The sequence below is a fragment of the Mesorhizobium sp. M4B.F.Ca.ET.214.01.1.1 genome (genome assembly GCF_004791545.1).
Lineage (GTDB): Bacteria > Pseudomonadota > Alphaproteobacteria > Rhizobiales > Rhizobiaceae > Mesorhizobium > Mesorhizobium abyssinicae.
In genome coordinates this window covers 161,505-188,078 of the sequence record NZ_SRUX01000012.1, presented here as the reverse complement: position 1 = coordinate 188,078, position 26,574 = coordinate 161,505, and the positions used below count along the sequence as shown (strand labels likewise).

Here is a 26,574-nt window from a genome sequence, read left to right as displayed (position 1 = left end):
ATGAATGCCGCTGCAATGCATCAACCCGAAGGACCTGCCAGTTCCGCAGACGTATAGCCAGGTTGTCGTTGCGACAGGCAGCAAGTTGGTATTCATCTCGGGCCAGGAGCCAGAAGACCTGGATGGCAAGCTTGTTGGCCGTGGCGATCTTGCGACGCAGGCGCGCCAGGTGTTTGCCAATCTCGGCCGAGCACTCGCCGCCGCCGGTGCGGCGCCTTCGCAGGTCAGCAGGATCACGATCTATGTCGTCAACTACAATCGCGACGAATGTCTGCCGATCATCGAAAAGGCTCGGGTAGAGCTGTTCGGAGATCACAAACCAGCCGACGTGGTGCTTGGCGTGGCGAGCCTGTCCCCCGACTATCTGATCGAGGTTGACGCGTTCGCAGTGATTGATTGAGCATGCATTTGCGCGAACTGCCCAGATCATAAACAGACTCCAAGAGAAGCAGTCATGGAAAACAGCATCTATCTCGATGAGGCCCGCGATCCCCTGATCATCGCGGAGGGCTGGATGAAGGACGGCAAGGATGTCGCCATCGCGACCGTGGTCGAGACCTGGGGTTCGGCGCCGCGCCCGGTCGGCAGCCATCTGGTCATCGACGCCGACGGCAATTTCCACGGTTCTGTCTCGGGCGGCTGCGTCGAGGGCGCGGTGGTGACCGAGGCGATCGATGTCATCGGCTCGGGTAAGGCCAGAATGCTGGAGTTCGGCGTCGCCGACGAGACCGCCTGGCAGGTGGGTCTCTCCTGTGGCGGCCGCATCAAGGTCTATGTCGAGCGGCTTGGTTAGGGTGCCATGGACCCGTATGTGCTGAAAACATTGAATGCCGAACGCCGCGCCCGCCGCGCGGCGATCCTGGTCACCGACCTCGGCGACGGTCGCGACCGCATCGTGCGCGAGGGCGATCCAGTCGCCGGCGAATTGGGAGCGGCGATCGCCAGGGCGTTTCGCACCGGTAATTCCGGCTCTGTCGAGGCGGAAGGGCGCACCTTCTTCCTCAACGCGCATCTGCCGCAGCCCCGCCTCGTGGTGATCGGCGCCGTCCATATCAGCCAGGCGCTGGCGCCGATGGCCAGGATCGCCGGCTACCCCGTCGAGATTATTGACCCGCGCACCGCTTTCGCCACGCCGGAGCGTTTTCCCGATGTCGTGCTGCATGCCGAATGGCCGCAGGATGTGCTGGCGCGCCAGCCCCTCGACAGCTACACGGCGCTCGCCGCCGTCACCCACGACCCCAAGATCGACGATTTTGCATTGAAGGCAGCGCTCGACGCCAGGTGCTTCTATGTCGGCGCGCTCGGCAGCAGGAAGACGCATGCCAAGCGCGTGGAACGCCTGCTGGCGCTCGGCGCCAGCGCCGACCAGATCGCCCGCATCCATGCGCCGATCGGCCTCGATATCGGCGCGGCAAGTCCGGCCGAGATCGCCGTCGCGGTGCTCGCCCAGACCATCCACGCCTTCCGCTCGCGCGGCCTCGAAGCAAAAGGCGCCGTGGCGTGAAATTCGGTCCGGTTCCGATCGATGAGGCGGAAGGCGCGGTGCTGGCGCACGCCACAGAGGCCGGAGAGCGGCGCTTCCGCAAGGCGCACAGGCTGAGCGCCGATGATCTGTCGGCGCTGAAAGCGGCCGGCATTTCAGAGGTGGTCGCGGCCGTGTTGGCGCCCGACGATCTCGGCGAGGACGCGGCGGCGGAACGGATCGCCGCCGGCATGAGCCATCGCAACGTGGAGGCCAGGCCCGCCGCGACCGGCCGGGTCAATCTGCACGCCGAGGCGGCCGGCGTCTTCACCGTCGACCGCGCGATGATCGACGCCATCAATGCCGTCGATCCGACCATCACCATCGCCACGCTGGCGCAGCATGCGCCGGTCGAGAAAGGCCAGATGGTTGCGACGGTGAAGATCATTCCCTTCGCCGTCGCCGGCAGCCTGGTCGATCGGGTGGCAAGGATCTGCGCCGATGGCGAGATCTTTGCCGTCAACGCCTATCGGCCGATGCGGATCGGCGTCATCCAGACAATGCTGCCCGGCGTCAAACCGAGCGTGCTCGACAAGACGCTGCGCATCACCGAAGCGCGCCTGACGCGCTCGGGCAGCCATCTAACCGCCGAGCGCCGCACGCCGCACGAGGTCGCGCCCGTCGCGGAAGCGGCTGCTGCGCTCGTCCGTGACAACGATATGGTGGTGATCTTCGGCGCCTCCGCGATGAGCGATTTCGCCGACGTCGTCCCTGCAGCGATCGAACACGCGGGGGGCAGCGTGGTCCGCGCCGGCATGCCGGTCGATCCCGGCAATCTGCTGGTGCTCGGCACGCTTGCCGGCAAGCGCATCATCGGCGCGCCGGGCTGCGCTCGCAGCCCCAAGGAGAACGGCTTCGACTGGGTGCTCGACCGGCTGATCGCCGGCCTCGACGTGACGGCCGGCGACATCGCCGGCATGGGCGTCGGCGGGCTGTTGATGGAGATACCGACCCGGCCGCAGCCGCGCGAACCGTCGCCAAAGCGCGAGGGAGCCGGGCCGAAGGTCGAGATCGTGCTTCTGGCAGCCGGCCGCTCCAGCCGCATGGGGGGGCCGAACAAGCTGCTGGCACTGTTCGACGGCAAGCCGTTGGTCCGCCGCGCCGCCGAGAGAGCACTGGGCTCCAGGGCATCCAGCACCATTGTCGTCACTGGCCATCAGCGCGAGCGGGTGCTCGCCACTTTAAGCGGTCTCGATGTCATCCTGGCCGACAATCCCGATTTCGCCGACGGCCTGTCCTCGTCATTGAAGGCGGGCATCGCCAAGGTTTCGGCCGATGCCGCCGGCGCCATGATCGTCCTCGGCGACATGCCCGGCGTGTCCTCCGCCGATCTCGACCGGCTTATCGAAGCCTTCCGCAGATCCGGCGGCCGCTCGGTGGTGCGCGCGGCGCACGATGGCCGGCGCGGCAATCCGGTGCTGCTGCCTCGTTCGCTGTTCGGGGCCATCGCCCATCTCGAAGGCGACACCGGCGCGCGCCACCTGGTCGAGGCCGGGGGCCTTGATGTCGTCGATGTCGAGATCGGCAACGCCGCCTCGGTCGACGTCGATACGCGCGAGGCGCTGGAAGGCGCCGGCGGCGTGCTGCAGGATTGACAAAGCGAAGCCGAAGCACGCATGCCTGCGGCATGGCCAATCGCTTTCAAGTCTCCCGCATGCTGTTAACCTCGATCGCTCTTTCGCTGTCCGCTGTTGATGCCGGCGCGCTCGAGCTAAAACCCTACAAGGACGATCTGTTCGCCTATCCGGCGACGCTGTCGTCCGGCGACAATGGCGCCTACACCGTCATCGACTATCGCGAGATGCGCGACATCAACCAGCGCGACGAGGTGCCGGAAAAGCGCGTCCATGGCGAATATACCGACACCGGCGTGCGCAAGCTGCAGCAGGACCTGATGCTGAAGACGGACGCGGGCGATGTCAGGCATGTTGCCGTCGGCAAGACCGAGGGCGCCGGCATCATCGTGCTCTACCTGCACGGGCAGGGTGGCAGCCGAAAGCAAGGTGTCGACGACTTTACCTTCGGTGGCAATTTCAACCGCCTCAAGAATCTGATGGCCGCCAATGGCGGCCTCTATCTGTCGCCGGACTTCCCCGATTTCGGCGACAAGGGCGCCGCCCAGGTTGCGGCGCTGATCGATCACTACGCCGAGAAGTCCCCGGGCGCGAAGATTTTCGTCGCCTGCGGCTCGATGGGCGGATCGCTGTGCTGGAAGCTTGCCGCGCGCAACGACACCGGACGACGCATCGACGGGCTGCTGCTGCTCGGTTCGCTGTGGGACGAAAGCTTTCTCGCCAGTCCCGCCTTCAGGCGCCATGTGCCCGTCTTCTTCGGTCAGGGCAGCAAGGACCCGGTATTTCCCGTGGAAAAGCAGGAAGCCTTCTTCCGCTCCATCATTGCAAAGTCAAAAGCCTATCCCTATCCGACCCGCTTCGTCCGCTTCGAGACCGGCACGCACGGCACGCCGATCCGCATGACCGACTGGCGCGGCACGCTCAACTGGATGCTCTCCAAGGCGCCGTGACGTGAAACCGGGATTGCCTCAGGGCGCGGTGTTGTAGTCGACGACGGCCTGCGGGTTCTGCTCGCCATCGTATGATGCATCGACGTCGTACTGGACGAGGGAAAAATCACCGTTGCGGAACAGGTAGGTTCCCGACGACGAGGCATCGCCGACGCCGCGCCACTTGTTGAACGTGGTGATCGTCTTGGTGGCGTCGTCGTAAGCGGAATTGACGGCCCAGCCTGTCGCCTGGAAGCCGACGACGTGCATGCTCTCCACCTTGCCGTCGCTGTCGTTGTTCGCGTAGCGGATGTCCATTTCGGGCTCGGCGAACTGCAACTGCCTGACGCCCGAGACGTCGTCGTAGATGTAGTAGATGGAGCTTTCATTGTAGGCGGCGGCCGAGCAGGCGAAATGGAAGAGCCGCGTTTCCCGCTCGGGGTCGCCTTCGGCCGCGCTCTTGTCCTTGTATTTGATCGAAAACAGCTCGGGCTCCTGCTCGAACAGCTCCTTGTCGCACTGGCCGGCATAGGTGGCAGCGAACGCCTGCTTCGCCTGCTCCAGCGCCTCGTCCTTCTTCGGCGGCGGCGGGCCGTCGCCGCAGCTTGCCGGCACGGCCTCTTCGAAATCGGCGGTCGATGGCTTCAGTGCGCCCTTGTCGATGACGATCGGCTGGAACGGCGGTTCCTGGATCTGGCGGTTGACCTGGCGCAGCGTATAGCAGCCGGCAAAGACCTTGGCCTCGCCCTTCTTGTCGGTCGCCTGGATGGCGACCGGGACATTGTGGTAGATGCTGCCGGCTGCACCCTCGTCGGATACCGCGCCCGTCTTCACCTCGACCGTATCGGTGCCGTCATAGCCTTTGACGAACGCGTCGAAATCCTTTGCCGGCTTGGTATCGCCGTAATAGCCCCAGGCGCGGGCGAATTCATGCCGGTTGATGGCGCTGTAGAGCGAGCGGATGACAGCGGCAGCGTCCGAGCGATCGTCGATATAGGGTGGGTCGGCGGCGAGCGCCTGCTGGCCCGTTACGGCGATGGCGAAGAAGGCGGTCGCTGCAAGAAAGGCGCATCTCATCGGGATCCTCCACTCCAGATGGAAACACCTAGCATGGTGATTGCGGCGGCGCGGTGACGCTTGAAGAATCGCTTGTGGAAGCGCTAGCTCCCGTCGCTCGACTGGGAGAAAGCAAGATGACGATTTCGATGTATGACGCCTCGGTGCCCGTGTTTTCGGCCAGGCTGAAGTCACTCTCCAATGTGCTGTCGCTGGCCGAACAGAACGCGGCCGATCGCAAGATCGACCCGCAGGTCTTTCTGACCGCGCGGCTGGCCCCCGACATGTTCGCGCTGACCAGGCAGGTGCAGATCGCCACCGATCACGCCAAGGGCGCGCCGTCGCGGCTCGCCGGCCGCGAGGTGCCGAAATACGAGGACAATGAAGCGAGTTTCGCCGACCTGCAGGCTCGCATCGCCAAGACGGTCGATCATCTGGCGACGTTTTCGGCAGCCGACCTGAATAACTCGGAAGAGCGCACGATCGAACTCCGGCTCGGCGGGCGGGAAGTCTCGATGCCGGGCTTGCTATACCTGCTCCACGCCGCCATGCCCAACTTCTATTTCCACGTGACCACCGCCTACGACATCCTGCGGCACAACGGCGTGCCACTCGGCAAGGCGGTTTTTCTGGGACGTTGAAAGTCTTGAGGTTTCCCGGTGCTGCCGGGAAACCTCTTGCTGGACAGACTCAGCGCGTGGACATTTCGCGCGCGATACGCGGGAAATCGGCTGGCTTGATGCCGATGTCGGCGCGGTCGGCATTGCTCATTGAATGCAGCAGCGCCAAGGCTGCGCGGTAGCGCTGATGGTCCTGCGGCCGCGGCCGCGCGAACATTTCGGTGAAGAACCCCATGATCCATGGCCCCTAGTTGGTCCTCCCGACTCAAACATATAGGGCGAATATTAAAATTGTGCAGTGCAGCAATTGCATGGCAGCCATGCCCGGACGATTTTTTTCGTCACAATCGATTTTTTTTGAAACTTTTACGGTCTGTCGAACGTAGGCGTGGTGCCGGCCCATGGCCGGCTTTTTCCTCGCCACTCCTGGCGACCTTGCCGGGCTGCATGAAATGCAGTCCGGCTTTTTTGCTATGGCGCTGGCGAACGGCTAAACTGGTTAACGTCGAAGGCATTCATTTTTAACGAGCAAGCTCTATGGTGCGACCGTCTCACATATGTGCTTGACGAGACGGGAGGCTGACATCGGCACCGGAGCCAAGCGGGATTTCGCGTCCTTGCTCGACGATCTCTTCGTTGCCTCCGACAAGGCCGAGGCAGGCGATGAGGCGGCGGCGCGGCCGACAATTCCGTTCGACTATCTCTCGGTGGCGGACGAGCTTCATTCCGGCCGCATCAAGGTTGCCGGCGAGACGTTCGCGGCCGAATACCGGGAGGCAGGCGCCGATCTCGCCGCCGAATTCGCCGCGCTGCTCGATCAGGCCAAGCTGGCGTTGGCCGGCGAGCAGGCAAGGCCGGAGGAAAAACTGCCGCCGATCGACCCCGACGCGATCGCCGCCGAGCTTGGCCTCGATCATCCGGTGAAGAGCGCCGACCTCGGCCGCATGCGGCGCAGCTTCGCTTTCGCCAACCACCCGGACCGCGTTGCCCCGCATCTGCGCCAGCGCGCCATGATCCGCATGCAGGTGGCCAACATGCTGATCGATGAAGCCAAGCGGCGCGCCGTGGCCGGAGCCCGGCGCTAGCCCTCTACAAGTTCACGCAAAAGTCGTCCGGGCCGGGCTTGGAGAACACCCGCCCTTTGCTTTATGGTCGGATTTCCTCCTGCGCTTCGCGCAAAAAAGTTCCCCGCCGGAGAAATTCCCATGCATAAACGCCGTCTCGGTCGGACCGATCTTCTTGTGTCTCAAATCTGCCTGGGCTCGATGACCTGGGGCCAGCAGAACACCGAGGCCGAAGGCCATGCGCAGATGGACCTGGCCTTTGAGCGCGGCGTCAATTTCATCGACACGGCCGAGCTGTACCCGATCCCGCCCAAGGCGGAGACGCAGGGGCGGACCGAGAAGATCATCGGCAGCTGGATGAAGGCCAACGGCAATCGCGACAAGGTGATCATCGCCTCGAAGGTGGTCGGTCGCACCGGCAACATTTGGTTTCGCGGCGACCGCCCGTCGAAGCTGGCGCGCGCCGACATTTTCGACGCCGTCGAGAAGTCGCTGACCAAGCTCGGCACCGACTACATCGATCTCTACCAGATCCATTGGCCGGAACGGGACATTCCCTGGGGCGCCAACCCGACGCGCGTCGGCGCGGTGGCGCGACGCGCCGACACCGAAGGCGCGCCGGCAGGCGAGACGCCGATCGCCGAGACGCTTGGCGTCTTCGACGAACTGGTGAAGGCCGGGAAGATCCGCCATTTCGGCCTGTCGAACGAAAGCTCCTGGGGCGTCATGCGCTTCCTTGGCGAGGCCGACAAGGGCGTCGGGCCGCGGCCCGTCTCGCTGCAGAACGCCTACAGCCTCGTCAATCGCACCTTCGAGGTGAACCTCGCCGAGGTCTGCGAGCGCGAGCAGATCGCCTTCCTGCCCTATTCGCCGCTGGCGCAGGGCTATCTGACCGGCAAATACGACCATGGCGCGCGCCCGCAAGGCTCGCGCTCGCAGCTTTTCAACCGTGGCCAGCGCTACGAGACGCCGAATGCGGCGCAAGTCCTGCTCGAATACAACGAGCTGGCGCGCTCCTTCGGCATGGAGCCGGCGCTGTTTGCCAATGCCTATGTCTCGAGCAGACCCTTCGTCACCTCGAACATCATCGGCGCGACGGCGATCTGGCAGCTGGAAACGGCGTTGTCCTCGGCCGAGGTCAGATGGACCGAGGAGATGCAGAAGGCGATCGATGGGGTTCATCAGCGCGTCGGCAATCCGTGCCCTTGACCAGAATTGTCCAACGATAACAAAAGGGAGGGGACGGCAATGAACTTTCCAATCGAAACCGTGCGGGGAAGATTTCCGGCGCTGTCGCTGACCGACAAGGACCGCCGCCGCATCTATCTCGACAACCCGGCCGGCACGCAGGTGCCGCAGGCGGTGGCCGACGCCGTGTCGCGCTGCCTGCTTACCACCAACGCCAATCTCGGCGGCTTCTTCGAAACGACGCTGGCGGCGCAGGAAGTGGTCGACGGCGCGCATGCGGCAATGGCCGATTTCCTCGGTGCCGCGAGCGCCGAGGAGATCATCATCGGCGCCAACATGACGACGCTGACCTACCACATGTCGCGCACGCTCGGCCGCGCGATGAAGCCAGGCGACGAGATCATCGTCACCCGCATGGATCATGAGGGCAATGTCTCGCCCTGGCTGCAGCTTGCCGAGGACCTTGGCCTCGTCGTGCGCTTCCTGCCGTTTGACGAGAAAAGCTGGCAGGTCGAGGAAGCGGCGTTGAGTGCGCTGCTCTCGGAAAAGACGCGGCTCGTGGCGCTGAACTATGCCTCGAACCTCACCGGCTCGATCAATCGGGTGAAGGCGCTGACGGCCGTAGCCAAGCAGGCAGGCGCGCTGGTCTATGTCGATGCCGTGCAGTTCGCGCCGCATGGCCTGGTCGACGTGCAGGCGCTCGGCTGCGATTTCCTCGTCTGCTCGGCCTACAAATTCTTCGGCCCGCATATGGGCATCCTGTGGGGGCGCCGCGACCTCATTGATGCGCTGAAACCCTACAAATGCCGCTGCTCGTCCAACGGCCTGCCGGAACGCTTCGAGCTCGGCACGCCGCAGATCGAACTGATGGCCGGTCTCGGCGCGGCGGTCGATTATTTCGCCGATCTCGGCGCGGCGGCGGGCGAGGGCGGCTCGCGGCGGCAGCGGATCGCCAGGGCGTTCGAAGTGTCGATCGCCTACGAGAACACGCTGGCGCAAAAGCTAATCGACGGCCTGTCTGGCATTGCCGGCCTGACCATCCACGGCATCACCGATCCGGCGCGGATCGGCGAGCGCGTGCCGACCGTGTCCTTTACCGTCGAGGTCATCGCGCCGGAGACGATCGTGCGGCAGATGAACGCCGAAAATATCTTCCTCTGGTCAGGCCACAACTATGCCTGGGAGATCGTTCACCAGCTCGGCATTCCGGCCGGCGAGGGCGTCGTGCGCATCGGCATCGCGCACTACAACACGGCGGGCGAGATCGACGAGACGCTGGAAGGCGTGCGCCGAGTCGTGGCCATGCTGAGGCAGCAGCGAGCCTGAGCCACGTTGCCTTCACGCAATTCCGGACGGAAAACCGCTACGCACTTTTCCTGGAATTGCTCATCGCTGCTTGCCGCCAAAGCCGGTCAGGAAAGCAGTGAGGTTGTCACTGAGCGCGTCGCACAGATAGCCGCCCTCCTGGACGATCACCGTCGGCAGGCCGAGCCCGGCGATGGCCTCGCCGATGCGCGAGAAGCCGGGCGTCGTGACGGAAAGGCCACCAAACGGGTCGCCCTCGAAAGCATCGAGCCCGAGCGCCACGACAAGCGCCTCCGGCGCAAAGGCGCGGATGCGCCGGAAGGCGGTCGCGAGCGCTTCGAGAAACGCAGCGTCGCCGGATTTGCGCGGCAGCGGCAGGTTGAGATTGTAGCCGAGGCCGGCGCCTTCGCCGCGCTCGTCCGCATACCCCCAGAAGAACGGATAGAAGCGCACCGGATCGGCATGCAGCGACACCGTGAGCACGTCCGGCCTTGCATAGAAGATACCTTGCGTGCCGTTGCCGTGATGCAGGTCGACATCGAGGATCGCCACCCGTGCCGCGCTCCTTCGCAGCACCTGCGCCGCGACCGCCGAATTGTTGATGAAGCAAAATCCCCCGGCGACGTCGACGAAGGCATGATGGCCGGGCGGACGGCAGAGCGCGTAGGCCGAAGACGCGCCCGCCATCACCGCTTCGGCCGCCTCCACGGCGCTCCAGGCGCTCCACAGCGAGCTGTTCCAGGTTTCGGCCGAGATCGGGCACGCTGTGTCCGCCATGTGGTAGCCGGCCTGGCCAACGGCGGACGCAGGATAAGAACCGCCACGGGCGATCGGATGGATGTTCGGGATCACTTCCGCCGAGGCGCCTTCGATACGCTGCCAGCGCTCGAAAATATGCTCGAGGAAGTCGAGATATTCGGGCGTGTGCACCGCCGCGACCGGACCCAGCCCATGGTTCCGCGGCCGTTCGATCGCCGAACCGGCGGCTTTCGCGCCGGCCAGCAATCTCTCGATGCGCTCGGGTTTTTCCGGATTGGGCTGCTGGGCGCCGCTGGAGAGAAAAGCCTTGGGATCGTGGCGCTTCTGTTCCTCGGCATAATAGGTTTTCATGCGCTGTCCTCTGGTGCATCCGCAAAGGCGAAGAAGGCGTCGCCGACGATCTTCTGGGTCTGTTCGTAGCTCGACCAGCCAATGCCCAGCCTTTCATAGAAGGCCTTGGCGGTTTCGTTGTCCGTGTCGACGGAGAGCCTGAGATAGACGCCGCCTGCAGCACGGCATTCCTTCGCCACGCGCCGCAACAGTTTTTCGCCGATCCGGCGGCCGCGAAAGGGGTCCTCGACATAGAGGTCCTGCACATAGACGCCGGGACGCCCCATCCAGGTCGAGAATATCGGGAAGTGCAGGCAGAGGCCGGCGAATTCGCTGTCGACCTCGGCGATCAAGGTGGAGAAGGCGGGTTTTTCGCCGAAGCCGTAGCGGCGGAGGTCATCCGCTGTCGAGGTGATCTCCTGATGCGCGCCGATATGGGTGCCGAGTTTGAGAAGCGCGGCGTAAATGGTGTCGACGTCGTCGATTGTGCCCGGGCGAAGGGTGATTGCCTTGCTCACGATAGACGGGGCGCCAAGGCACCCCCCTCTGTCCTGCCGGACATCTCCCCCTCAAGGGGGGAGATCGGATGTCGCCGAGGCTTTCGCCAATCGCCAAAGCTGGAGAAGAGGCAGACACGTCGAAGCTGCCAATCTCCCCCCTTGAGGGGGAGATGGCCGGCAGGCCAGAGGGGGGTAGGGCTGGGCGCTATCATCTCACCCCCCGCACTTCAAAACGCCACCCGGTCGCCGCCCTTCAGCGCCAGCATTGCGCGCGCTTCCGCGGGCGTCGCGACCTCCAGCGACAGGCCATCCAGCACCGAGCGTATGCGCCGCACCTGGTCGGCATTCGACTTCGCCAGTTGCCGCCCGTCGTAGAGGCTGTCCTCCAGCCCGACGCGGACATTGCCGCCCATGGCGGCGGCGATCGAGATCAGCGGCATCTGGTGGCGGCCGGCGGCGAGAACCGAGAATTGGTAGCTGTCGCCGAACAGTTTGTCGGCGATGCGCTTCATGTGGATGAGATTGTCGGGATCGGCGCCAATGCCGCCCAGAATGCCGAGCACGAATTGGAGGAACAGCGGCCCAGACGCCAGGCCGCGATCGCGCAAATGCGCCAGCGAATAGAGGTGGCCGACGTCGTAGCATTCGAACTCGAAGCGCGTGCCGCAGCCTTTACCGAGCTTTTCCAGCACCGTCTCCATGTCGGCGAACGTGTTCTTGAAGATCGTGTCGCGGGTAGCCTCGAGCAGTTTCGGCTCCCATTCGTGCTGCCACTCCCGCGGCTTGTCGAGCATCGGGAACATGGCGAAATTCATCGAGCCCATGTTGAGCGAGCACATTTCCGGCTCGGCCCGGAGCGGTGCGGCGAGCCGCTGGTCGAGCGTCATCAATGAGGAGCCGCCGGTGGTGATGTTGATCACCGCATCGGTCGCCTGCTTGATGCGCGGCAGGAATTGCATGAACACTTCCGGGTCGGCGGTCGGCCGTCCGTCCTTCGGATCGCGGGCGTGCAGATGCAGGATCGAGGCGCCGGCTTCGGCGGCGGAAATGGCGTCCGTGGCGATCTGGTCTGGCGTGACCGGCAGATAGGGCGACATGGACGGCGTATGCACCGAGCCGGTGACGGCGCAGGTTATGATGACTTTTCTCGTCGCCATCTTGTTCTACCCCTTCAGCTTTCGACCGGCAGGTCGAGTTCGGCGGCGAGCGCTGCCAGCGAGTCGCCGATGATGGCGATCATCTCGCCGATCTGCTCGCGCGTGATGATCATTGGTGGCGCGACCATGAAATTGTCGCCGTCGACGCCGCCCTTGACCTTGCGGCCGTAGATGATGAGGCCGCGTTCATAAGCGAGGTCGAGCAGGCGCTGCGTCGCCTTCTTGCCCGGCGCGATCGGCGTCAGCGTCTCCGGATCGGCAACCATCTCAGCGCCGAGCAGCAGGCCCTTGCCGCGCACGTCGGCGATGAAGGGAAAGCGCTTTTGCAACGCCCTCAGTTCGCCGATCAGCACGTCGCCCATGGCGGCGGCGTTCGCGATAAGGTCGAGACGATCCATCTCGCCGAGCACTGCGAGCCCGGCGGCGCAGGCGAGCGGATTGCCGGCATAGGTGTGGCCATGCTGGAAGCCGCCGGCGGCAAGCAGCGGCTCGACCAGCCGCTTCGGTGCGGCCAGCGCGCCGAGCGGCGCGTAGCCCGAGCCCAGCCCCTTCGACAGCGCGACCAGGTCCGGCTTGCAGTTCCAGTGGTCGCCGCCGAGGAATTTGCCGGTTCGGCCGGCGCCGCTCATCACCTCGTCATGGATCAGAAGGATGCCGTAGCGGTCGCAGATTTCGCGGATGCGCGGATAGTAGCTGTCGGGCGCGACAAGAGCGGCCGTTGCCGCCCCGCCGACCGGTTCCATGATGAAGGCGACCACGCTCTCCGGCCCTTCGGCCTGGATCTTTTCTTCGAGCATGTCGGCATACCGGATGCCACGCTGTTCCAGCGAGAGGTTGTCGCGGTCGCGCCAAGCCGTCGGCGCCGGCACCGTCGGCATCGCCCGCATCATCGGAAGGAAAGTCTCGGCCAGCGCATCGTCGCCGGTGACCGCGAGCGAGCCCAGCGTGCCGCCATGATAGGAAGGGAAGCGGGCGATCACCTTCCAGCGCTTGGGCTGGCCGGTGGCAACCGCCCATTGCCGGGCAAGCTTGATGCAGGATTCCGTTGCCTCGGAGCCGCCGGAGACGAAGAAGATGCGGTCCATGCCGGCGGGCAGCTTGCCGGCCAGCTCCCGCGCCAGCTCTTCCGCGGGCTCGTTCTCGAAATGCAGCCGATAGGCGAAGGTGGTCTTGTCCATCTGCCGCTTCATGGCGTCGAGCACATTGCGGTTGGAATGGCCGATATTGGCGACCATCGGTCCGCTCGATCCGTCGATGAAGCGGCGGCCGTCCTTGGTCCAGAAATAGATGCCCTCGGCACGCTCGACGAGCGGCCGGCGCAGGCTGGACAGATAGAACAGATGCGACGGCGGCCGCGCTTCGGCGTCAGTTGCATTCTGGACTTGCGGTTTCGGCATGTCAGGACTTTCCGAGATAGTGGTCGAGGACATTTTTGGTCACGCGCTCGACCATCGCGTCCTGCCTTAGCAGGCCGGCGACCCATTCGCAGCTTCCGGCATGGAACACTTCGCCCTTGCCGCGCGGGAAATTGACGATCATGCCGTTGCCGCGCTTGACCTTGTCGAGATTGGCGTCGCTGGCTTCGCCGAACAGCGTCTCGGCGGTGAAGCGACCATCCTCGTCGGTGAGGAACTGGTCCTCGATCGGGATGTCCGCGCTTTCCTCGACCTGGCTCGCCATGCCGACCGCCAGCACCTGCAGGCCGTCCGGCGCGCCGCTCTGCTCGGTCGGGTAGGGCAGGCCGCCGCGGATCTCGAAATCCAGCCCGTCGACCTCATAGCCGTAGACATGGCTGTCGGCGCCGAGCAGGTCGCCGTAATAGATGCCGGTGCCGGCGAAGGCCCAGTGTTCGGGGCGATAGACCGGGAAGCCGCGCACGCCGCGCGGCGCGCAGCCGCCCCAGCCGGCATAGACGCCCCTGGTGGCATTGAGGCCGAAGGTTGCCGAACCCGGCCGGCCGATCTCGGGCGCTTCCCAGGAGTTGGTTGCGCGGGTCACGTCGCCGCCGCGATAGGCCGGGTCCTCGGCACGCGCCCGGTATTTGTAGCAGACCTGCCGCCGCCCCTCGTCTTCCAACCTGGTCTGCCACATGAAATTGCCGGCAAAGCGTGCCGCGTGGCCGCCACGCTCCACATAGGCGTCGACCGCGTCGCGCATCTCCCAGGTCCAGTATTCGTCATGGCCGACGAAGACGACGCAGTCATAGCCGTCGAGGATATCGGGCGCAAAGTGCAAGTCGTGCTGGCTGGCGAGATCGATCGCGTAGCCGGCGCGCTCGGTGAAGCGGAAGAAATGGCTGTCATAGCTCGCCCAGCCGGACGAGGCGTATTTCTTCGAATGGCCGGTGGCGAAGGCCCATTCCATGTGCGGATATCGCGGCACGGTCTTCGGCGGCACCGCGATCTCCAGCGGTACGCGCGGGGCCTCCTTCGGCAGCACGACGAAGCCGCGGCACCAGGGACGCTGCGTCGACACCATCGTGGCGTATTGGTCCCGGTTCGGGCCGGTGATGCCCTGATAGTGGTTGGAGCCGCCCCACGTGTTGTAGGCGAGCCAGGTTCCCGTCGCCGCGACCTGCAGCAAGCGGCCGGGTTTCTTGCCGGGCAGGGGCGTGACGATGAAGAGGTGATGGCTCTGGATCGGCGTGCCGTCGCGGCCCTCGGCCGTGAGCGTGACGCGGTAGGCGCCGGACGGCCAGGCATCGCCGATGCGGAACTCGAAGGAAGTGTCCCAGCCGCAGCCTTCGACCGAACATTGGTCGGGCGTCTCCTGCCAGCGCGCCGCGATGCCGGTTTTTTCGAACACCCTTGTTTCGGCGCCGCCGTCGCGAACAATCGTGATGCCGAATTGCGGCGCCGTCGCGCTGACATGTAACGCCACCGTTTCGCCGGGGCGGTACGAAAAACGGTCGCTGTAGCACCAGATCTCGCCGCGCGCGCCGTCCATGCCGGGCCATTCGTAGTAATGGCCACGCACCGCCTCGCGGCGCTGCTCGGGCGTCAGCCCGAAATCGGGGAATTCGGTCGGCAGTCGCGTCAATGAACACCTGAAACCAACAGGCCGCCATTGAGACCATTGGCCGGCCAAGCGTCAATTGGAAACGATCGGGCCAGCATCCGCTTGCCCTTGGCCATATCCGGCAAACAGACTATCTCATGTCAGGGCGAATTTTCAGCGCCGGGAGCCAAGATGCTGCGCGTGCAAAAGGTCAAGGTCGACGACATCTATGTGCCCGCCGCGCGCCGCAAGACGCTCCACCCGGAAACCGTCCGCCATCTGGCCGAGGACATTCTCGAAAACGGTATGAAAATGCCGATCCAGGTCCGCCATGACGGCAAGCGCCACATTCTGGTTGAAGGCCTGCACCGGCTGGAAGCCGCCAAATGGCTCGGCGAGACCGAGATCGACGCCTATCTGGTGCAGGCCAAGCGCCACTAGCCAATTTCACATCTGCTGCAAATTTTCTCGCGGCCATGTCGGCTTGCGCTCTGCCGTCGCGTCCTTGGGGCACAACTGGAGGAGACCGAATGCCCAAGAACCTGTTTTTCGCCATGCTCGCTTCGGCCGTGGCCCTGATTACCGCGCCAGATGCACAATCCGAGGAGACAAAGCCTGCCATGACCGCTGCCACCAAAGCCGCTGTGAAGCCGGAGAGATCCGGCCTGCTGCCGATCGACGGCCTGAATTACTACTACGCCATCTACGGCAAGGGCGAGCCGCTGCTGCTGCTGCATGGCGGCCTCGGTTCCACCGACATGTTCGCGCCGGTCCTGCCGCAATTCGCCGCGCATCGCACCGTGATCGCCGTGGATCTGCAGGGCCATGGCCGCACCGCGCTTGGCGAGCGGCCGTTCAGTGTCGAAGCGATGGGCGACGACATGGCGGCGATCGTCAAGGCGCTTGGCTACGACCAGGTCGACGTCATGGGCTATTCGCTGGGCGGCGGCGTCGCCTTCCGCATGGCTGTCCAGCACCCGGAGGCGGTGCGCCGGCTGGTGATGGTGTCGACGGGCTATGCCACCAACGGCTTCTACGACGAGATGCGCCCGCAGCAGGCGCAGGTGAGCGCGGCGGCGGCCCCGTTCATGAAGGATACGCCGATGTACAAATCCTACGTCGCCGTGGCGCCGCATCCGGACGATTTCCCGAGACTGCTCGACACGCTCGGCAACTTCATGCGCAACGAGCGCGACTTCTCGGCCGATGTGCCGAAGCTGAACATGCCGGTCATGCTCGTCTACGGCGACAGCGACATGTACAAGCCCGAGCACGAGATCAAGTTCTTCCAGATGCTCGGCGGCGGCCAGAAGGATGCCGGCTGGATGCGCGAGAACCTGTCGCAGAACCGGCTGGCGATCATCCCCAACCGCACCCACTACGACATCTTTTTCGCGCCGGAACTGCCCGCCACCGCACTGCCCTTCCTCGACGGTGTGACTAAGGTGAAGAGCTGGGACGAGATGCTCGGCGCAACCGAATAGCGGGTCGGCAATCTCATGCGGCCGTCTCCCTGGAGGCGGCCGCGTGCTTTTGGACGCGCTGCCATCTGCGCCGGTCGCATCATCGCAAACGATGGCATTCCATAAAAGCTTTTGAATTGACGCAGCGACCCGCCCGGCTACGGTTCCGGCATTCTTCCCGAGCGAACGGATACCGGCGATGACGAAATATCAGGGCGGCTGCCTGTGCGGAGCGGTGCGCTACCGCGCCGAGGTGGCGCCGATCAACGAACGCGTCTGCCACTGCCGGATCTGCCAGAAGGCGATCGGCGCGGCGTTCAACGCGCGGCTGCTGTTTCGCATCGACGACGTGACCGTCGAGGGCGAAGTGGCGACCGTCAACTCCTCGCCGGACCTCAAGCGCGGCTTTTGCGCGGCCTGCGGTGCGACGCTGTTTTCCAGGCGCGATTCCAGGGGCATTCTTGGCATCACCTCGGGCTCGCTCGACGATCCTTCCCTGTTCAAGCCCGACATGCATTTCTGGACGGCCTCGAAGCAGCCCTGGGTACGGTTGGACGACGGCCTGCCGCAATATGAGGGCCTGCCACCGGCCTGACTCATTTCGACGCAGTCCTGCACAAAAATTTCATCTTCGATTCACGACATAGCCGGCAAAGCGTCATTGGCGGGCCATCATTGGCTGCCTATCTATCGTGCGCGGGCCGGCATTCGAGGAGGCGACGGATGAGCGAGAGCATCAACACCCTGGACGAGCTTTTGAACGACCCGATGGTCCGGCTCGTGATGGAGCGCGACCGCGTGCAGCCGGCGGAGCTTCGCACCCTGCTCGAGAGGGCTCGCGGCGGCGCGGCTGACGACATGCGCGCCGGCCAGCCGATGGTGCCGCCGGCCCACATGGTCGCCAAGAACTGTTTCCGGCAATGGCTGCGGGTCTAAAGCAATTCCAAGAACAAGCTGAATCCTTTAGTTGGAAGTAGCCGGCAAATAGCTGTAATGGCTGCGGAAATAGGCGATCCTGAAGCCAAGGCGCGCATAGTTGCGATAGGCAGGGCCGTCGCGCTCCTCATGCGGCGCTTCGATGTCGGCGACGAACAGTTTCGCGCCGGCCGCCAGGCCGTCGCGGACCAGCGCTTCGCCAAGCACCGCGTCGAGATCGAAGCTCGGCGCCATGATGCCGGGCACCGGTGCGTCGATGCCGCTCCAGGCCGCGCCGTCGGCGCCGATGAACAGCGAGCGCACCGCCACCACCGCGCCGTCCCGCTTCAGCATGTAATGATGCCAGCCCTTGCGGCCGACCAGCGCCAGCAGCCAGGGTGAGGTCGCCAGCCGATACTGACGGTCGATGAAGCCGGCCCATTCCGCCGCCGTTGATTTCGTAACGCGCTCGACAGCAACCCCGTCGGCCGCGAAGAGCGGCTCGGATGGCAGTGGCTCCGCTTCGCGATAGATACGCTCCCAGCCGCCCTGGCGCTGCAGGCCGCGCGCTTCGAGCCAGCATCTGAGCCGGGAAGGTTCGGTGTGCGGATTGACGTAGAACCAGGGCCGCGAAATGCCGGCAGCGCGGTAATGCGCCAGCAGCGTGTCGAGCTGGCTTTCGGTAGCCGGGCTGTCGACGCCGAGATTCTTCACGCAGTTGAAATGGATGAACGGGATCGTCGTGCAGGTCGTCCAGGCGAGGTCGCCGTCTGCCGCCATCGAAAGCCCTTGCTGCGCGGCGAAATCGGCCGGCGCCGCGGCGTAGAGGTCGAGCCAGGCACTGACCTCGGCGCGCTCGATGGCGCGGCTGAAATCGCCTGACACATCCTCGATCGCGATGGCCGGCGGATGCGGCACCGGCACTATGACGGGTTCCAGTTCCGACAGGGCGGACGACATGGCTTCTCCTCCCGAAAGCCTAACCTTACGATGTAAGATTAGTGGAGGATAATATCATGGCGAGGCTTGTCAAGCAGGATGTGGGAAACACCGTTGCCCCGAGGACATTCCGATGATGCCGCCGGCGAGCCGCCATTTATCCCTAACAAGTTGATTCAAACTTTATTGGTAATTTCTCGTTAGGAATCGGATCTGCCGGTGGCAATCCGCCCTCGGCCTGTTTTGTTTTGTGTACAGGTCCAGATGCGGTTCTCAGGCGTCGTCAGTTTTGTGCTTGCATCGCTGTGCCTTGCCGGCTGCTCGTCCACATCGGGCATGGACGCCTTGCAGGTGCCGTCCAACGAAACCACCAGTTCCGTCGTCAGGCCGCGCGCGCCCGTCGCGGCGGCCGAGGCCACGGCCGAAACGGAAACGACGTTCGAGACCACATCGATGGCAGGCGACGCGCGCATGCGGCCACCGGAGCCGGTGGCCGACGACAATGCGCCTCCGTTCAGTCTTGCCGAGGAAGAGACGGTCGCGTTCCCCGCGCCGAACCTGCCCGACAGCGTCGAGCCGCCGGTCCAGCCGGCAGCCCTTATGGCGCCGCCGAAGCGTCTGTCGCGGGCGGCGCCCGCGATGCTGGCCGGTCCCGTCACCCGCTATGGCTTCCGCGATGCCAAGCCGATCAATTTCGGCCGCGCCTCGCCCCGGCACCTTGCCGTGCACGGCGTCGACGTTTCGCGCTGGCAAGGCAACGTCAACTGGGAAAAGCTGCGCGCCCAGGGCGCCAACTTCGCCTACATCAAGGCGACCGACGGCGGCGATCATCTCGACCCGATGTTCAGGACCAACTGGCGCAACGCCGACTCTGCCGGGCTGAAGCGCGGCGCCTATCATTTCTTCTACTGGTGCCGCACCGCCGGCGAGCAGGCTGACTGGTTCATCCGCAATGTGCCGCGGGTCGAGGGCGCGCTGCCGCCGGTGATCGACGTCGAATGGAACGGCGAGTCGTCCTGCAAGCGGCGGCCGTCGCGCGACACGGTGCTGGAGAAGATGCAGGTGTTCATGGACAAGCTTGAACGCTATTACGGCCAGCGTCCGATCATCTACACCAGCCCCGACTTCTATCGCGACAATCTGCGCGGCGCCTTCCCCGACTATCCGTTCTGGCTGCGCGCCGTGGCGCGCCATCCGTCAAAGGTCTATCCCGGCCGCAAATGGGTGTTCTGGCAGTATTCCGGCTCCGGCCTTTCGCACGGGGTGAGGGGCCGCATCGACCTCAACGTCTTCCATGGCGACGAGCGCGCCTGGCGAGCATGGGCCGGCGGACAGACGACCGTCGCCGACGCGGACTGAGCGTTCCGGCTGGCGCGACTACCGGCAGGCCGCCGTCGTCCCCATCCCCCGGCGGCATTTTCAGCGATTTGCTAAGGATCCACTCACCTTTTTCCTTAGTGGTCCTGCAATGCCCGGCTGGTAACATCCGCGTGATCATGCATGCCGCGCGCAACGCCGCGCGGCCCGGCATGAATGGGCATGGAGGGGTCGATGCGCAATCCGGTTCTGGCAATCGTCTTCGTGGCCGCTGTCGGCTACGGATTTTTCAATGCGCTCGGGCACGGGCGGAGCGACAAGCCGATGGCCATTCCGGCCGCGGCGCCGGGCGCCTCGCAGACGGCGCCTCGCGCGATGACGGAGAACGTCGTCGCCTATTCCACCGAAGACAAGGCGATGCAGGCCGCCAAGAACAAGGGCCACTCGACGCTGCCGCGCTTCCACGAGCTGATGGCCGCCGGCACGCCCGGCACCTACACGGTGAAGTTCCCGCTGACCCAGAACGGCGCCACCGAGCACATCTGGATGCAGCTCACCGGCCTGGGCGACGGCACCTTCATCGGCCTGCTCGCCGACGAGCCGGTCAACGGCACCAAATACAAGATGGGCGACCGCATGACGGTGGCGGAAGCCGACGTCGAGGACTGGATGGTCAAGAACGGCGGCGAGGTTTACGGCGGCTATACCGTGCGCCAGGCGTTTGCGGACATGCCGAAGGAACAGGCCGCGAAATACGGCATCACCTTCAAGGATTGATCCGACTCCCCCGAGAGGAGGAGAGTCGCACCCCGCGCGGTCGTCATCCTCGAGCTTGACCCTAGCCTTACCTTGCCTCGCGTCTTTCGCGCTCGCGTATCTCGGCCGTCTGGGCCAGCACCCAGTCGCGGAACACCTTGATCTTGGGTGCATTGCGGCGGCTTTCCAGATGCACCAGCCAATAGCCGTCGCCATCGGATCCAAGCACTTCAAAAGGCTGGATCAGCTGTCCCTTGGCCAGCAGGGCGCTATAGATGTTGCGGGTGAGGATCGCGGCGCCCTGGTCGGTCAGCGCTGCCATTGCATCGTAGGCCTGCGACCCCAGCGTCGGACCCGCGATGACGCGATCGGGCTCGAACGGCACGCCGGCCGCCTCGAACCAGATTTTCCACCAGGGATCGTCGGCGCAGCATAGCGCCACCTTGTAGAGATCCTCGGGACGGTGGATGCCGCCCACGCTCTCGGCCAGTCGCGGGCTGAGCATCGGCGTATAGTCAGCCTTGAAGAGATAGTGCGCCGTCAGGCCGGGCCATTTTCCGGTGCCGGTGCGGATCCCGACATCCATGTCCTCGCGCGTGAAATCGACCAGGCGGGGCGATGTGTTCACCTTCACGGCGAGATCGGGATGCATCAACTGGAATGTTCCAAGCCATACGGCCAGCCAGTTCGTTGCGAAGGTCTCCATGGTCGTCACCGACAGCACGCCGGTCGCGCCGCCCTTGGTCGCGACCCACGCATCGGCCAGGGCCGAGAATGCGCCTGATGCGTGCGGCGCCAACTGCTGTCCGGCCTCGGTCAGGGCGATCTGTCTTGTTTTTCTTATGAAAAGCGGCGTTCCCGCGCGTTCTTCCAGCACCTTGATCTGATAGCTGGCCGCCGACTGGGTCATGCCGAGTTCTTCGGCCGCCTTGGTGAAACTGCCCAGCCGCGCCGCGGCCTCAAACACGCGGATGGCGCCTAGCGGCGGCAGCTCCCAACTCATGACGCATCAATCCTCCTGATGCATGCTACGCGAGGTTCGATTGGAATCCAAGGCCGGAAAACGGCATGCTCTGGTCATCGAACTCGAACCCGAAAGGACACGGCAATGACCACCACCCTTTACAGCACGCTTCGTCGTCCGGTTCTCGACCTCTTCATCGCGCCGTTCAGGCCACGCACGCGCGGCCTGCTTGACCGCCGTTCGCTGTCGGACCATTTCCTGCGCGACATCGGCATGCTCGACGGACGCGTGCCTCCCGGCACCCTTCGCTGAGGCAAGTCCGGCGCCTTGACCGACGCGAGGGAGGGAAAGATGGATGCATTATCGCAGGCTCTGGCGAAGAGCCGTCAAACGATCAGCGCCTATGAGGACTATGCGGAACGCTACGATCAAATCGTGCGGCATGTCCCCAACGACAGAGAACAGGCATCGCTGAAGCGCCTTGTGGCGATCGCTGGCACCGCCGGCCAGATTCTCGAAGTCGGGTCGGGAGCGGGATACGACGCCGACTTTCTGGAGGGCCTGGGCGTCAAGGTTCGCCGCACCGACGCGACAAAGCGGTTTCTCGACCTGCAGGCTGCGCGCGGCAAGCACGGCGAGCTTCTCGATCTCCTCACCGACGATCTCGGCGGCCCCTACGATGCAGTGCTGGCGCTCGCCGTCCTGATCCATGTGCCCCGCGACCAGATCGATCAGGTGCTCGCCAGGATAGCCGGATCGCTGCGGCCAGGCGGCGCCTTCCTGGTGTCGATGCGCAATGGCGACGACGAGACGGACGGCAACTATCACACCGTCCTGTGGCGCCGGGACGACTTCGTGGCCCGTATCGAGAGCGCCGGGCTGGTCCTGATCAGGGACGATTTCAACGAGGGCCGCAATCGCGAGGAATGGAACACGTTCCTGGCTGTCAGGCCGGCATGACGCGACGCTTTTCCCTTCTCCCCTTGTGGGAGAAGGTGGCCGCGAAGCGGCCGGATGAGGGGTGCTCCAGCTGACGCGAACCTACGCCAAACCTTGATGGTGATCTGATCGCACCGCCAGCCTCACGGATTGTCTAAAAGAAAATCGGCCCGATCTTGCGACCGGGCCGATCCGTTTCAGATGCTCAGATTCCTCAGCTGCACCCGCTCGTGCTTCCACACGTATCGCACTTCTCGCAGGTGCCGTTCCGCACCATGGTGAAGTTGTGGCACTCCGAGCATTCGTTGCCGGTGTAGCCCTGCAGCAGCGACTGCTGGCGCCGTGTCGCGGCGAGCTTCTTGGCGTCGGCGGCTTCCTGCGCGGCGGCGTCGGTGAACAGTGCCTCTGTGCTGGAAGCCTCGGCTTCTTCTTCGACGATGTCCTCGGCCAGTTCCCTGGCGCGCTCCTCATAGTCGCGCTTGTAGGCGATGGCCTCGTCGCTCGCCGGCTTCAGCGTCAAGACGTTGGAGCCGGAGAAGGCGGTCGGTGCCGCGCGGGCAGGGGCCGTCGTCGGCGCAGAGCCGCCAAAGCCCTTGGGATCGCCGCCGGCGCCCGAAACCAGCTTGACCGGCGAAACGCCGCGAGTCAGGCCCTTCGAGAACGGCGTCGCCTTGCCTTCGGTGATGCCGCGGCCGAGCGCCGTCTTGTCGAAGTCCGACTGGTCGACATGGGCGAGGTCGTGGCGGGCGAGGTAGGAGACGGCGAGCTCGCGGAACACGTAGTCGAGGATCGACGTCGCGTTCTTGATGGCGTCGTTGCCCTGCACCATGCCGGCCGGCTCGAACTTGGTGAAGGTGAAGGCCTCGACATATTCGTCGAGCGGCACGCCGTACTGCAGGCCGAGCGAGATGGCGATGGCGAAGTTGTTCATCATCGCGCGGAACGCGGCACCTTCCTTGTGCATGTCGATGAAGATTTCGCCCAGGCGACCGTCGTCGAACTCGCCGGTGCGGAGATACACCTTGTGGCCGCCGACCACTGCCTTCTGCGTGTAGCCCTTGCGGCGGTTCGGCAGCTTCTCGCGGTCGCGGTAGAGCCGCTCCACCACGCGCTCGACGATCTTTTCCGTCACCTGCACGGCGCGCTGCGCGGCGGGTGCCGCGATCAGCTGCTCGACCAGCTCATCCTCATCCTCCTCGCCATCGGCGAGCAGCGAGGCATTGAGCGGCTGCGACAGCTTCGAGCCGTCGCGATAGAGGGCGTTCGCCTTCAGCGCCAGCTTCCACGACAGCATGTAGGCGTTCTTTGCGTCCTCCACCGTCGCTTCGTTCGGCATGTTGATGGTCTTGGAGATGGCGCCGGAGATGAAGGGCTGCGCCGCCGCCATCATCAGGATGTGGCTGTTGATCGACAGCGAGCGCTTGCCGATCTTGCCGCACGGGCTGGCACAGTCGAACACCGCGAGGTGCTCGGCCTTCAGGAACGGCGCGCCTTCCAGCGTCATCGCACCGCAGACATGGATGTTGGCGGCCTCGATGTCCTTCTTCGAGAAGCCAAGCGCCGGCAGCATCTCGAACGAGAAATCGCCGAGCTGCTCGTCGGTGAAGCCGAGCGTCTCCTTCACCCAGTCGGCGCCCAGCGTCCACTGGTTGAAGACGAACTTGATGTCGAAGGCCGACTTCAGCGCCGCGTTCAGCGCCGCGATCTTGTCGTCGGAAAAGCCCTTGGCCTTCAGCGAGCCGGGATTGATACCGGGCGCCTGGTTGAGGTTGCCGTGGCCGACCGCATAGGCCTCGATCTCGGCGATCTGGCTCTCGGAATAGCCGAGCGTGCGCAGCGCTTCCGGCACGGCGCGGTTGATGATCTTGAAGTAGCCGCCGCCGGCGAGCTTCTTGAACTTGACCAGCGCGAAGTCGGGCTCGATGCCGGTGGTGTCGCAATCCATGACCAGGCCGATCGTGCCGGTCGGCGCGATCACGGTTGCCTGCGCATTGCGGTAGCCGTGCTCCTCGCCGAGCTCGATGGCGCGGTCCCAGGCCGCCTTGGCGTGCTCAGCGAGCGCCTGCTGCTTCAGATCGGACGCGACCAGCGGCACCGGATTGACGGCGAGCTTCTCGTAGCCGTCCTTGTCGCCATAGGCGGCGCGGCGGTGGTTGCGCATGACGCGTAGCATGTTCTGGGCGTTGCGGTCATAGTCCGGGAAGGCGCCGAGCTCGGCCGCCATCTCGGCCGAGGTGGCGTAAGCCGTGCCGGTCATGATCGCGGTGAGCGCGGCGCAGATGGCGCGGCCCTCGTCGGAATCGTACGGAATGCCCGAGGTCATCAGCAGGCCGCCGATATTGGCGTAGCCGAGGCCGAGCGTGCGGTATTCGTAGGAGAGCTTGGCGATCTCCTTCGACGGGAACTGCGCCATCATCACCGAGATCTCGAGCACGATGGTCCACAGCCGCACCGTGTGCTCGTAAGTGGCGATGTCGATCGTGCCGTCGGCATTGCGGTAGGGCAGCAGGTTGATCGAGGCGAGGTTGCAGGCCGTGTCGTCGAGGAACATGTATTCCGAGCACGGGTTGGAAGCCCGGATCGCGCCGGCCGAGGCGCAGGTGTGCCAGTCGTTCATCGTCGTGTTGAAGTGCAGGCCGGGATCGGCCGACGCCCAGGCGGCGTAGCCGATCTTTTCCCACAGGTCGCGCGCCTTCAGCGTCTTCAGCGCCTTGCCGTCCTTGCGGGCGGTCAGCTGCCAGTCGCCATCGGCCTCGACAGCGCGCAGGAAATTGTCCTTCAGCGACACCGAATTGTTGGAGTTCTGGCCGGAGACGGTCAGGTAGGCATCTGAATCCCAGTCGGTGTCGTAGGTCTTGAACGACATCGAGGTGTAGCCCTGGCGGGCGAACTGGATGACCCGGTAGATATAGTTCTCCGGCACCGCGTCCTTCTTGGCCGCTTTGATCTCGCGCTTCAGCGCCGTGTTGATCGCCGGGTCGAAGCAGTCGTCGTCATGGCCTTCGCAATTGACGCAGGCCTTCATGATCGCTTCGAGGTGCTTCTTGACGATCTTCGAGCCGGTCACCAGCGAGGCGACCTTCTGCTCTTCATTGACCTTCCAGTCGATGAACTCCTCGATATCGGGATGGTCGACGTCGACGATGACCATCTTGGCGGCGCGGCGCGTCGTGCCGCCCGACTTGATGGCGCCCGCCGCGCGATCGCCGATCTTGAGGAAGCTCATCAGGCCGGAGGAGCGACCGCCGCCGGACAGCTTCTCGCCTTCGCCGCGCAGCAGCGAGAAGTTGGAGCCGGTGCCGGAGCCATATTTGAACAGGCGCGCCTCGCGCACCCACAGGTCCATGATGCCGCCCTCGTTGACGAGGTCGTCCTGCACGCCCTGGATGAAGCAGGCATGCGGCTGCGGATGCTCGTAGGAGGACTTCGACTTGGTCAGCTTGCCGGTGAAGGGGTCGACATAGAAGTGACCCTGGCTCGGGCCGTCGATGCCATAGGCCCAGTGCAGGCCGGTGTTGAACCATTGCGGCGAGTTCGGCGCGACGCGCTGCGTGGCCAGCATATAGGCAAGCTCGTCGCGGAAGGCGCGCGCGTCTTCCTCGGACTTGAAGTAGCCGCCCTTCCAGCCCCAGTAGGTCCAGGTGCCGGCGAGGCGGTCGAAGACCTGGCGAGCATCGATCTCGGAGCCATAGCGCTCGGCCTCGGGGAGCTTGGCGAGTTCGGCCTCGTCGGGGACCGAGCGCCACAGGAAGGAGGGGACGTCGTTCTCCTCGACCTTCTTCAGGCGCGCGGGAACGCCGGCCTTGCGGAAATACTTCTGCGCCAGGATGTCGGCGGCGACTTGGCTGAACTGCGCCGGCACGTCGATATTGTCCAGGCGGAACACCACCGAGCCATCCGGATTCTTGATCTCGGAAAGCGCCTTGCGGAATTCGATCTCCGCGTAGGCGGATTGTCCTGGCTTGGTGAAACGACGCTCGATGCGCATTGGTCCGGTCCTTTGTGTCTATATATAGCGCTTTTCCCCAGGGATTCATGCCCCGAAAGCGAAACGCGCGGTCCGCCGTTTGCCGGCATCTTGACGACGCCGGCATCTCCTTCGCAGTCGTGGCGCGGCGCGCTGGCCAACTTCTTGCGAAGGGCCTCTCCAACTCGCCGACGAACCCCCTGCGGGTCCCTCAAAACTTTGAAACTTTTTCGCGATTCCCCCGATCGAGGGTTTCACACTATCTAGGGTCGAACCTGCCTGCAAACACTAAATATAGTGTTAACAGATCATT

Annotated in this window: 27 protein-coding genes; 17 read left to right on the top strand and 10 right to left on the bottom strand. The window is 64.6% G+C overall.

Annotation, left to right across the window (positions count from 1 at the left end):
* Positions 1–4 precede the first annotated feature (4 nt).
* The 5 genes from EN857_RS23465 to EN857_RS23445 are packed head-to-tail and all read left to right on the top strand — an operon-like array spanning position 5 to position 4,046.
* Positions 5–400, top strand: coding sequence for a RidA family protein (locus EN857_RS23465; RefSeq protein ID WP_127394318.1), 396 nt, complete (start codon positions 5–7; stop codon positions 398–400).
* 54 nt (positions 401–454) lie between these two features.
* On the top strand, positions 455–793 hold the full coding sequence (locus EN857_RS23460; protein WP_040593291.1) for an XdhC family protein: 339 nt from the start codon (positions 455–457) through the stop codon (positions 791–793).
* A 6-nt stretch (positions 794–799) separates the two neighbouring features.
* Positions 800–1,504, top strand: coding sequence for an XdhC family protein (locus EN857_RS23455; RefSeq protein WP_128346780.1), 705 nt, complete (start codon positions 800–802; stop codon positions 1,502–1,504).
* Positions 1,501–3,117 (top strand): molybdopterin-binding/glycosyltransferase family 2 protein, encoded by a 1,617-nt coding sequence (locus tag EN857_RS23450; protein ID WP_127391170.1) that lies wholly within the window; start codon positions 1,501–1,503, stop codon positions 3,115–3,117. The genes EN857_RS23455 and EN857_RS23450 overlap by 4 nt, the downstream gene beginning before the upstream one ends.
* A 59-nt stretch (positions 3,118–3,176) precedes the next feature.
* The gene (locus EN857_RS23445; RefSeq protein ID WP_127391169.1) at positions 3,177–4,046 is read left to right on the top strand and encodes an alpha/beta fold hydrolase; all 870 of its coding nucleotides are present in this window, start codon (positions 3,177–3,179) and stop codon (positions 4,044–4,046) included.
* A gap of 18 nt (positions 4,047–4,064) precedes the next feature.
* Here the strand turns inward: EN857_RS23445 and EN857_RS23440 are convergent, their stop codons facing one another.
* Complete coding sequence (locus EN857_RS23440) at positions 4,065–5,102, bottom strand: DUF1176 domain-containing protein (RefSeq protein ID WP_135859258.1); 1,038 nt, start codon at positions 5,100–5,102, stop codon at positions 4,065–4,067.
* A 116-nt stretch (positions 5,103–5,218) separates the two neighbouring features.
* On the opposite strand from EN857_RS23440, the gene EN857_RS23435 reads away from it, so the two are divergent.
* On the top strand, positions 5,219–5,722 hold the full coding sequence (locus EN857_RS23435) for a DUF1993 family protein (protein ID WP_127286913.1): 504 nt from the start codon (positions 5,219–5,221) through the stop codon (positions 5,720–5,722).
* Between the two features lie 49 nt (positions 5,723–5,771).
* Here the strand turns inward: EN857_RS23435 and EN857_RS23430 are convergent, their stop codons facing one another.
* Positions 5,772–5,936, bottom strand: coding sequence for a hypothetical protein (locus tag EN857_RS23430; protein ID WP_126054817.1), 165 nt, complete (start codon positions 5,934–5,936; stop codon positions 5,772–5,774).
* A 382-nt stretch (positions 5,937–6,318) separates the two neighbouring features.
* On the opposite strand from EN857_RS23430, the gene EN857_RS23425 reads away from it, so the two are divergent.
* The 3 genes from EN857_RS23425 to EN857_RS23415 all read left to right on the top strand — a co-directional run bounded on the left by EN857_RS23425 (position 6,319) and on the right by EN857_RS23415 (position 9,279).
* Complete coding sequence (locus EN857_RS23425) at positions 6,319–6,786, top strand: hypothetical protein (protein WP_127286912.1); 468 nt, start codon at positions 6,319–6,321, stop codon at positions 6,784–6,786.
* A gap of 120 nt (positions 6,787–6,906) precedes the next feature.
* Positions 6,907–7,974, top strand: coding sequence for an aldo/keto reductase (locus EN857_RS23420; RefSeq protein WP_127391167.1), 1,068 nt, complete (start codon positions 6,907–6,909; stop codon positions 7,972–7,974).
* A 39-nt stretch (positions 7,975–8,013) separates the two neighbouring features.
* Positions 8,014–9,279 carry a cysteine desulfurase-like protein gene (locus EN857_RS23415; protein ID WP_127391166.1) on the top strand — a complete coding sequence of 422 codons (1,266 nt, stop codon included), beginning with the start codon at positions 8,014–8,016 and terminating at the stop codon, positions 9,277–9,279.
* 60 nt (positions 9,280–9,339) lie between these two features.
* Here EN857_RS23415 and EN857_RS23410 read toward each other — a convergent pair whose 3' ends face one another.
* The 5 genes from EN857_RS23410 to EN857_RS23385 form a co-directional block, all read right to left on the bottom strand.
* Positions 9,340–10,368 (bottom strand): histone deacetylase family protein, encoded by a 1,029-nt coding sequence (locus EN857_RS23410; protein ID WP_127391165.1) that lies wholly within the window; start codon positions 10,366–10,368, stop codon positions 9,340–9,342.
* Positions 10,365–10,865: a GNAT family N-acetyltransferase gene (locus EN857_RS23405; RefSeq protein WP_245478192.1), complete on the bottom strand. Its 501-nt coding sequence runs from the start codon at positions 10,863–10,865 to the stop codon at positions 10,365–10,367. The genes EN857_RS23410 and EN857_RS23405 overlap by 4 nt, the downstream gene beginning before the upstream one ends.
* Before the next feature lie 209 nt (positions 10,866–11,074).
* A complete protein-coding gene (locus EN857_RS23395; protein WP_127391164.1) occupies positions 11,075–12,004 on the bottom strand; it encodes a 3-keto-5-aminohexanoate cleavage protein in 930 nt (309 codons plus the stop codon).
* A 14-nt stretch (positions 12,005–12,018) separates the two neighbouring features.
* Entirely contained in the window at positions 12,019–13,401 is a 1,383-nt protein-coding gene (locus EN857_RS23390; protein ID WP_127391163.1) for an aspartate aminotransferase family protein, read from the bottom strand.
* 1 nt (position 13,402) lies between these two features.
* Positions 13,403–15,043 carry a N,N-dimethylformamidase beta subunit family domain-containing protein gene (locus EN857_RS23385; protein ID WP_127391162.1) on the bottom strand — a complete coding sequence of 547 codons (1,641 nt, stop codon included), beginning with the start codon at positions 15,041–15,043 and terminating at the stop codon, positions 13,403–13,405.
* A 150-nt stretch (positions 15,044–15,193) separates the two neighbouring features.
* Between EN857_RS23385 and EN857_RS23380 the strand changes: the two genes are divergently transcribed.
* The 4 genes from EN857_RS23380 (at position 15,194) to EN857_RS23365 (ending at position 17,400) form a co-directional block, all read left to right on the top strand.
* On the top strand, positions 15,194–15,442 hold the full coding sequence (locus EN857_RS23380; RefSeq protein WP_126054808.1) for a ParB N-terminal domain-containing protein: 249 nt from the start codon (positions 15,194–15,196) through the stop codon (positions 15,440–15,442).
* Between the two features lie 89 nt (positions 15,443–15,531).
* Positions 15,532–16,485 carry an alpha/beta hydrolase gene (locus EN857_RS23375; protein ID WP_127391161.1) on the top strand — a complete coding sequence of 318 codons (954 nt, stop codon included), beginning with the start codon at positions 15,532–15,534 and terminating at the stop codon, positions 16,483–16,485.
* Positions 16,486–16,663: 178 nt separating this feature from the next.
* On the top strand, positions 16,664–17,059 hold the full coding sequence (locus tag EN857_RS23370) for a GFA family protein (RefSeq protein WP_127287010.1): 396 nt from the start codon (positions 16,664–16,666) through the stop codon (positions 17,057–17,059).
* A gap of 128 nt (positions 17,060–17,187) precedes the next feature.
* Positions 17,188–17,400, top strand: coding sequence for a hypothetical protein (locus tag EN857_RS23365; RefSeq protein WP_127287011.1), 213 nt, complete (start codon positions 17,188–17,190; stop codon positions 17,398–17,400).
* 27 nt (positions 17,401–17,427) lie between these two features.
* On the opposite strand, the gene EN857_RS23360 is transcribed toward EN857_RS23365, so the two are convergent.
* Positions 17,428–18,339, bottom strand: a complete 912-nt coding sequence (locus EN857_RS23360) for a hypothetical protein (protein WP_127391160.1) — start codon at positions 18,337–18,339, stop codon at positions 17,428–17,430.
* A 243-nt stretch (positions 18,340–18,582) separates the two neighbouring features.
* Between EN857_RS23360 and EN857_RS23355 the strand changes: the two genes are divergently transcribed.
* On the top strand, positions 18,583–19,677 hold the full coding sequence (locus tag EN857_RS23355) for a GH25 family lysozyme (protein ID WP_127391159.1): 1,095 nt from the start codon (positions 18,583–18,585) through the stop codon (positions 19,675–19,677).
* A gap of 192 nt (positions 19,678–19,869) precedes the next feature.
* The gene (locus EN857_RS23350; RefSeq protein ID WP_127287014.1) at positions 19,870–20,412 is read left to right on the top strand and encodes a DUF2314 domain-containing protein; all 543 of its coding nucleotides are present in this window, start codon (positions 19,870–19,872) and stop codon (positions 20,410–20,412) included.
* Between the two features lie 67 nt (positions 20,413–20,479).
* On the opposite strand, the gene EN857_RS23345 is transcribed toward EN857_RS23350, so the two are convergent.
* Entirely contained in the window at positions 20,480–21,394 is a 915-nt protein-coding gene (locus EN857_RS23345) for a LysR family transcriptional regulator (RefSeq protein ID WP_127285450.1), read from the bottom strand.
* 105 nt (positions 21,395–21,499) lie between these two features.
* On the opposite strand from EN857_RS23345, the gene EN857_RS34860 reads away from it, so the two are divergent.
* Together EN857_RS34860 and EN857_RS23340 are read left to right on the top strand one after the other, a co-directional pair.
* Positions 21,500–21,667, top strand: a complete 168-nt coding sequence (locus EN857_RS34860; protein ID WP_187331398.1) for a hypothetical protein — start codon at positions 21,500–21,502, stop codon at positions 21,665–21,667.
* A 39-nt stretch (positions 21,668–21,706) separates the two neighbouring features.
* On the top strand, positions 21,707–22,315 hold the full coding sequence (locus EN857_RS23340) for a class I SAM-dependent methyltransferase (protein ID WP_127391158.1): 609 nt from the start codon (positions 21,707–21,709) through the stop codon (positions 22,313–22,315).
* Positions 22,316–22,508: 193 nt separating this feature from the next.
* Here the strand turns inward: EN857_RS23340 and EN857_RS23335 are convergent, their stop codons facing one another.
* Positions 22,509–26,282, bottom strand: coding sequence for a vitamin B12-dependent ribonucleotide reductase (locus EN857_RS23335; protein WP_127391157.1), 3,774 nt, complete (start codon positions 26,280–26,282; stop codon positions 22,509–22,511).
* Positions 26,283–26,574 lie beyond the last annotated feature (292 nt).

Coding starts and splice junctions, on each gene's coding strand:
- EN857_RS23465 (WP_127394318.1), top strand. CDS start 5: ATGCCGCTGCAATGCATCAACCCGAAGGACCTGCCAGTTCCGCAGACG.
- EN857_RS23460 (WP_040593291.1), top strand. CDS start 455: ATGGAAAACAGCATCTATCTCGATGAGGCCCGCGATCCCCTGATCATC.
- EN857_RS23455 (WP_128346780.1), top strand. CDS start 800: ATGGACCCGTATGTGCTGAAAACATTGAATGCCGAACGCCGCGCCCGC.
- EN857_RS23445 (WP_127391169.1), top strand. CDS start 3,177: ATGCTGTTAACCTCGATCGCTCTTTCGCTGTCCGCTGTTGATGCCGGC.
- EN857_RS23440 (WP_135859258.1), bottom strand. CDS start 5,102: ATGAGATGCGCCTTTCTTGCAGCGACCGCCTTCTTCGCCATCGCCGTA.
- EN857_RS23435 (WP_127286913.1), top strand. CDS start 5,219: ATGACGATTTCGATGTATGACGCCTCGGTGCCCGTGTTTTCGGCCAGG.
- EN857_RS23430 (WP_126054817.1), bottom strand. CDS start 5,936: ATGGGGTTCTTCACCGAAATGTTCGCGCGGCCGCGGCCGCAGGACCAT.
- EN857_RS23420 (WP_127391167.1), top strand. CDS start 6,907: ATGCATAAACGCCGTCTCGGTCGGACCGATCTTCTTGTGTCTCAAATC.
- EN857_RS23415 (WP_127391166.1), top strand. CDS start 8,014: ATGAACTTTCCAATCGAAACCGTGCGGGGAAGATTTCCGGCGCTGTCG.
- EN857_RS23410 (WP_127391165.1), bottom strand. CDS start 10,368: ATGAAAACCTATTATGCCGAGGAACAGAAGCGCCACGATCCCAAGGCT.
- EN857_RS23395 (WP_127391164.1), bottom strand. CDS start 12,004: ATGGCGACGAGAAAAGTCATCATAACCTGCGCCGTCACCGGCTCGGTG.
- EN857_RS23390 (WP_127391163.1), bottom strand. CDS start 13,401: ATGCCGAAACCGCAAGTCCAGAATGCAACTGACGCCGAAGCGCGGCCG.
- EN857_RS23380 (WP_126054808.1), top strand. CDS start 15,194: ATGCTGCGCGTGCAAAAGGTCAAGGTCGACGACATCTATGTGCCCGCC.
- EN857_RS23375 (WP_127391161.1), top strand. CDS start 15,532: ATGCCCAAGAACCTGTTTTTCGCCATGCTCGCTTCGGCCGTGGCCCTG.
- EN857_RS23370 (WP_127287010.1), top strand. CDS start 16,664: ATGACGAAATATCAGGGCGGCTGCCTGTGCGGAGCGGTGCGCTACCGC.
- EN857_RS23365 (WP_127287011.1), top strand. CDS start 17,188: ATGAGCGAGAGCATCAACACCCTGGACGAGCTTTTGAACGACCCGATG.
- EN857_RS23360 (WP_127391160.1), bottom strand. CDS start 18,339: ATGTCGTCCGCCCTGTCGGAACTGGAACCCGTCATAGTGCCGGTGCCG.
- EN857_RS23355 (WP_127391159.1), top strand. CDS start 18,583: ATGCGGTTCTCAGGCGTCGTCAGTTTTGTGCTTGCATCGCTGTGCCTT.
- EN857_RS23350 (WP_127287014.1), top strand. CDS start 19,870: ATGCGCAATCCGGTTCTGGCAATCGTCTTCGTGGCCGCTGTCGGCTAC.
- EN857_RS23345 (WP_127285450.1), bottom strand. CDS start 21,394: ATGAGTTGGGAGCTGCCGCCGCTAGGCGCCATCCGCGTGTTTGAGGCC.
- EN857_RS34860 (WP_187331398.1), top strand. CDS start 21,500: ATGACCACCACCCTTTACAGCACGCTTCGTCGTCCGGTTCTCGACCTC.
- EN857_RS23340 (WP_127391158.1), top strand. CDS start 21,707: ATGGATGCATTATCGCAGGCTCTGGCGAAGAGCCGTCAAACGATCAGC.
- EN857_RS23335 (WP_127391157.1), bottom strand. CDS start 26,282: ATGCGCATCGAGCGTCGTTTCACCAAGCCAGGACAATCCGCCTACGCG.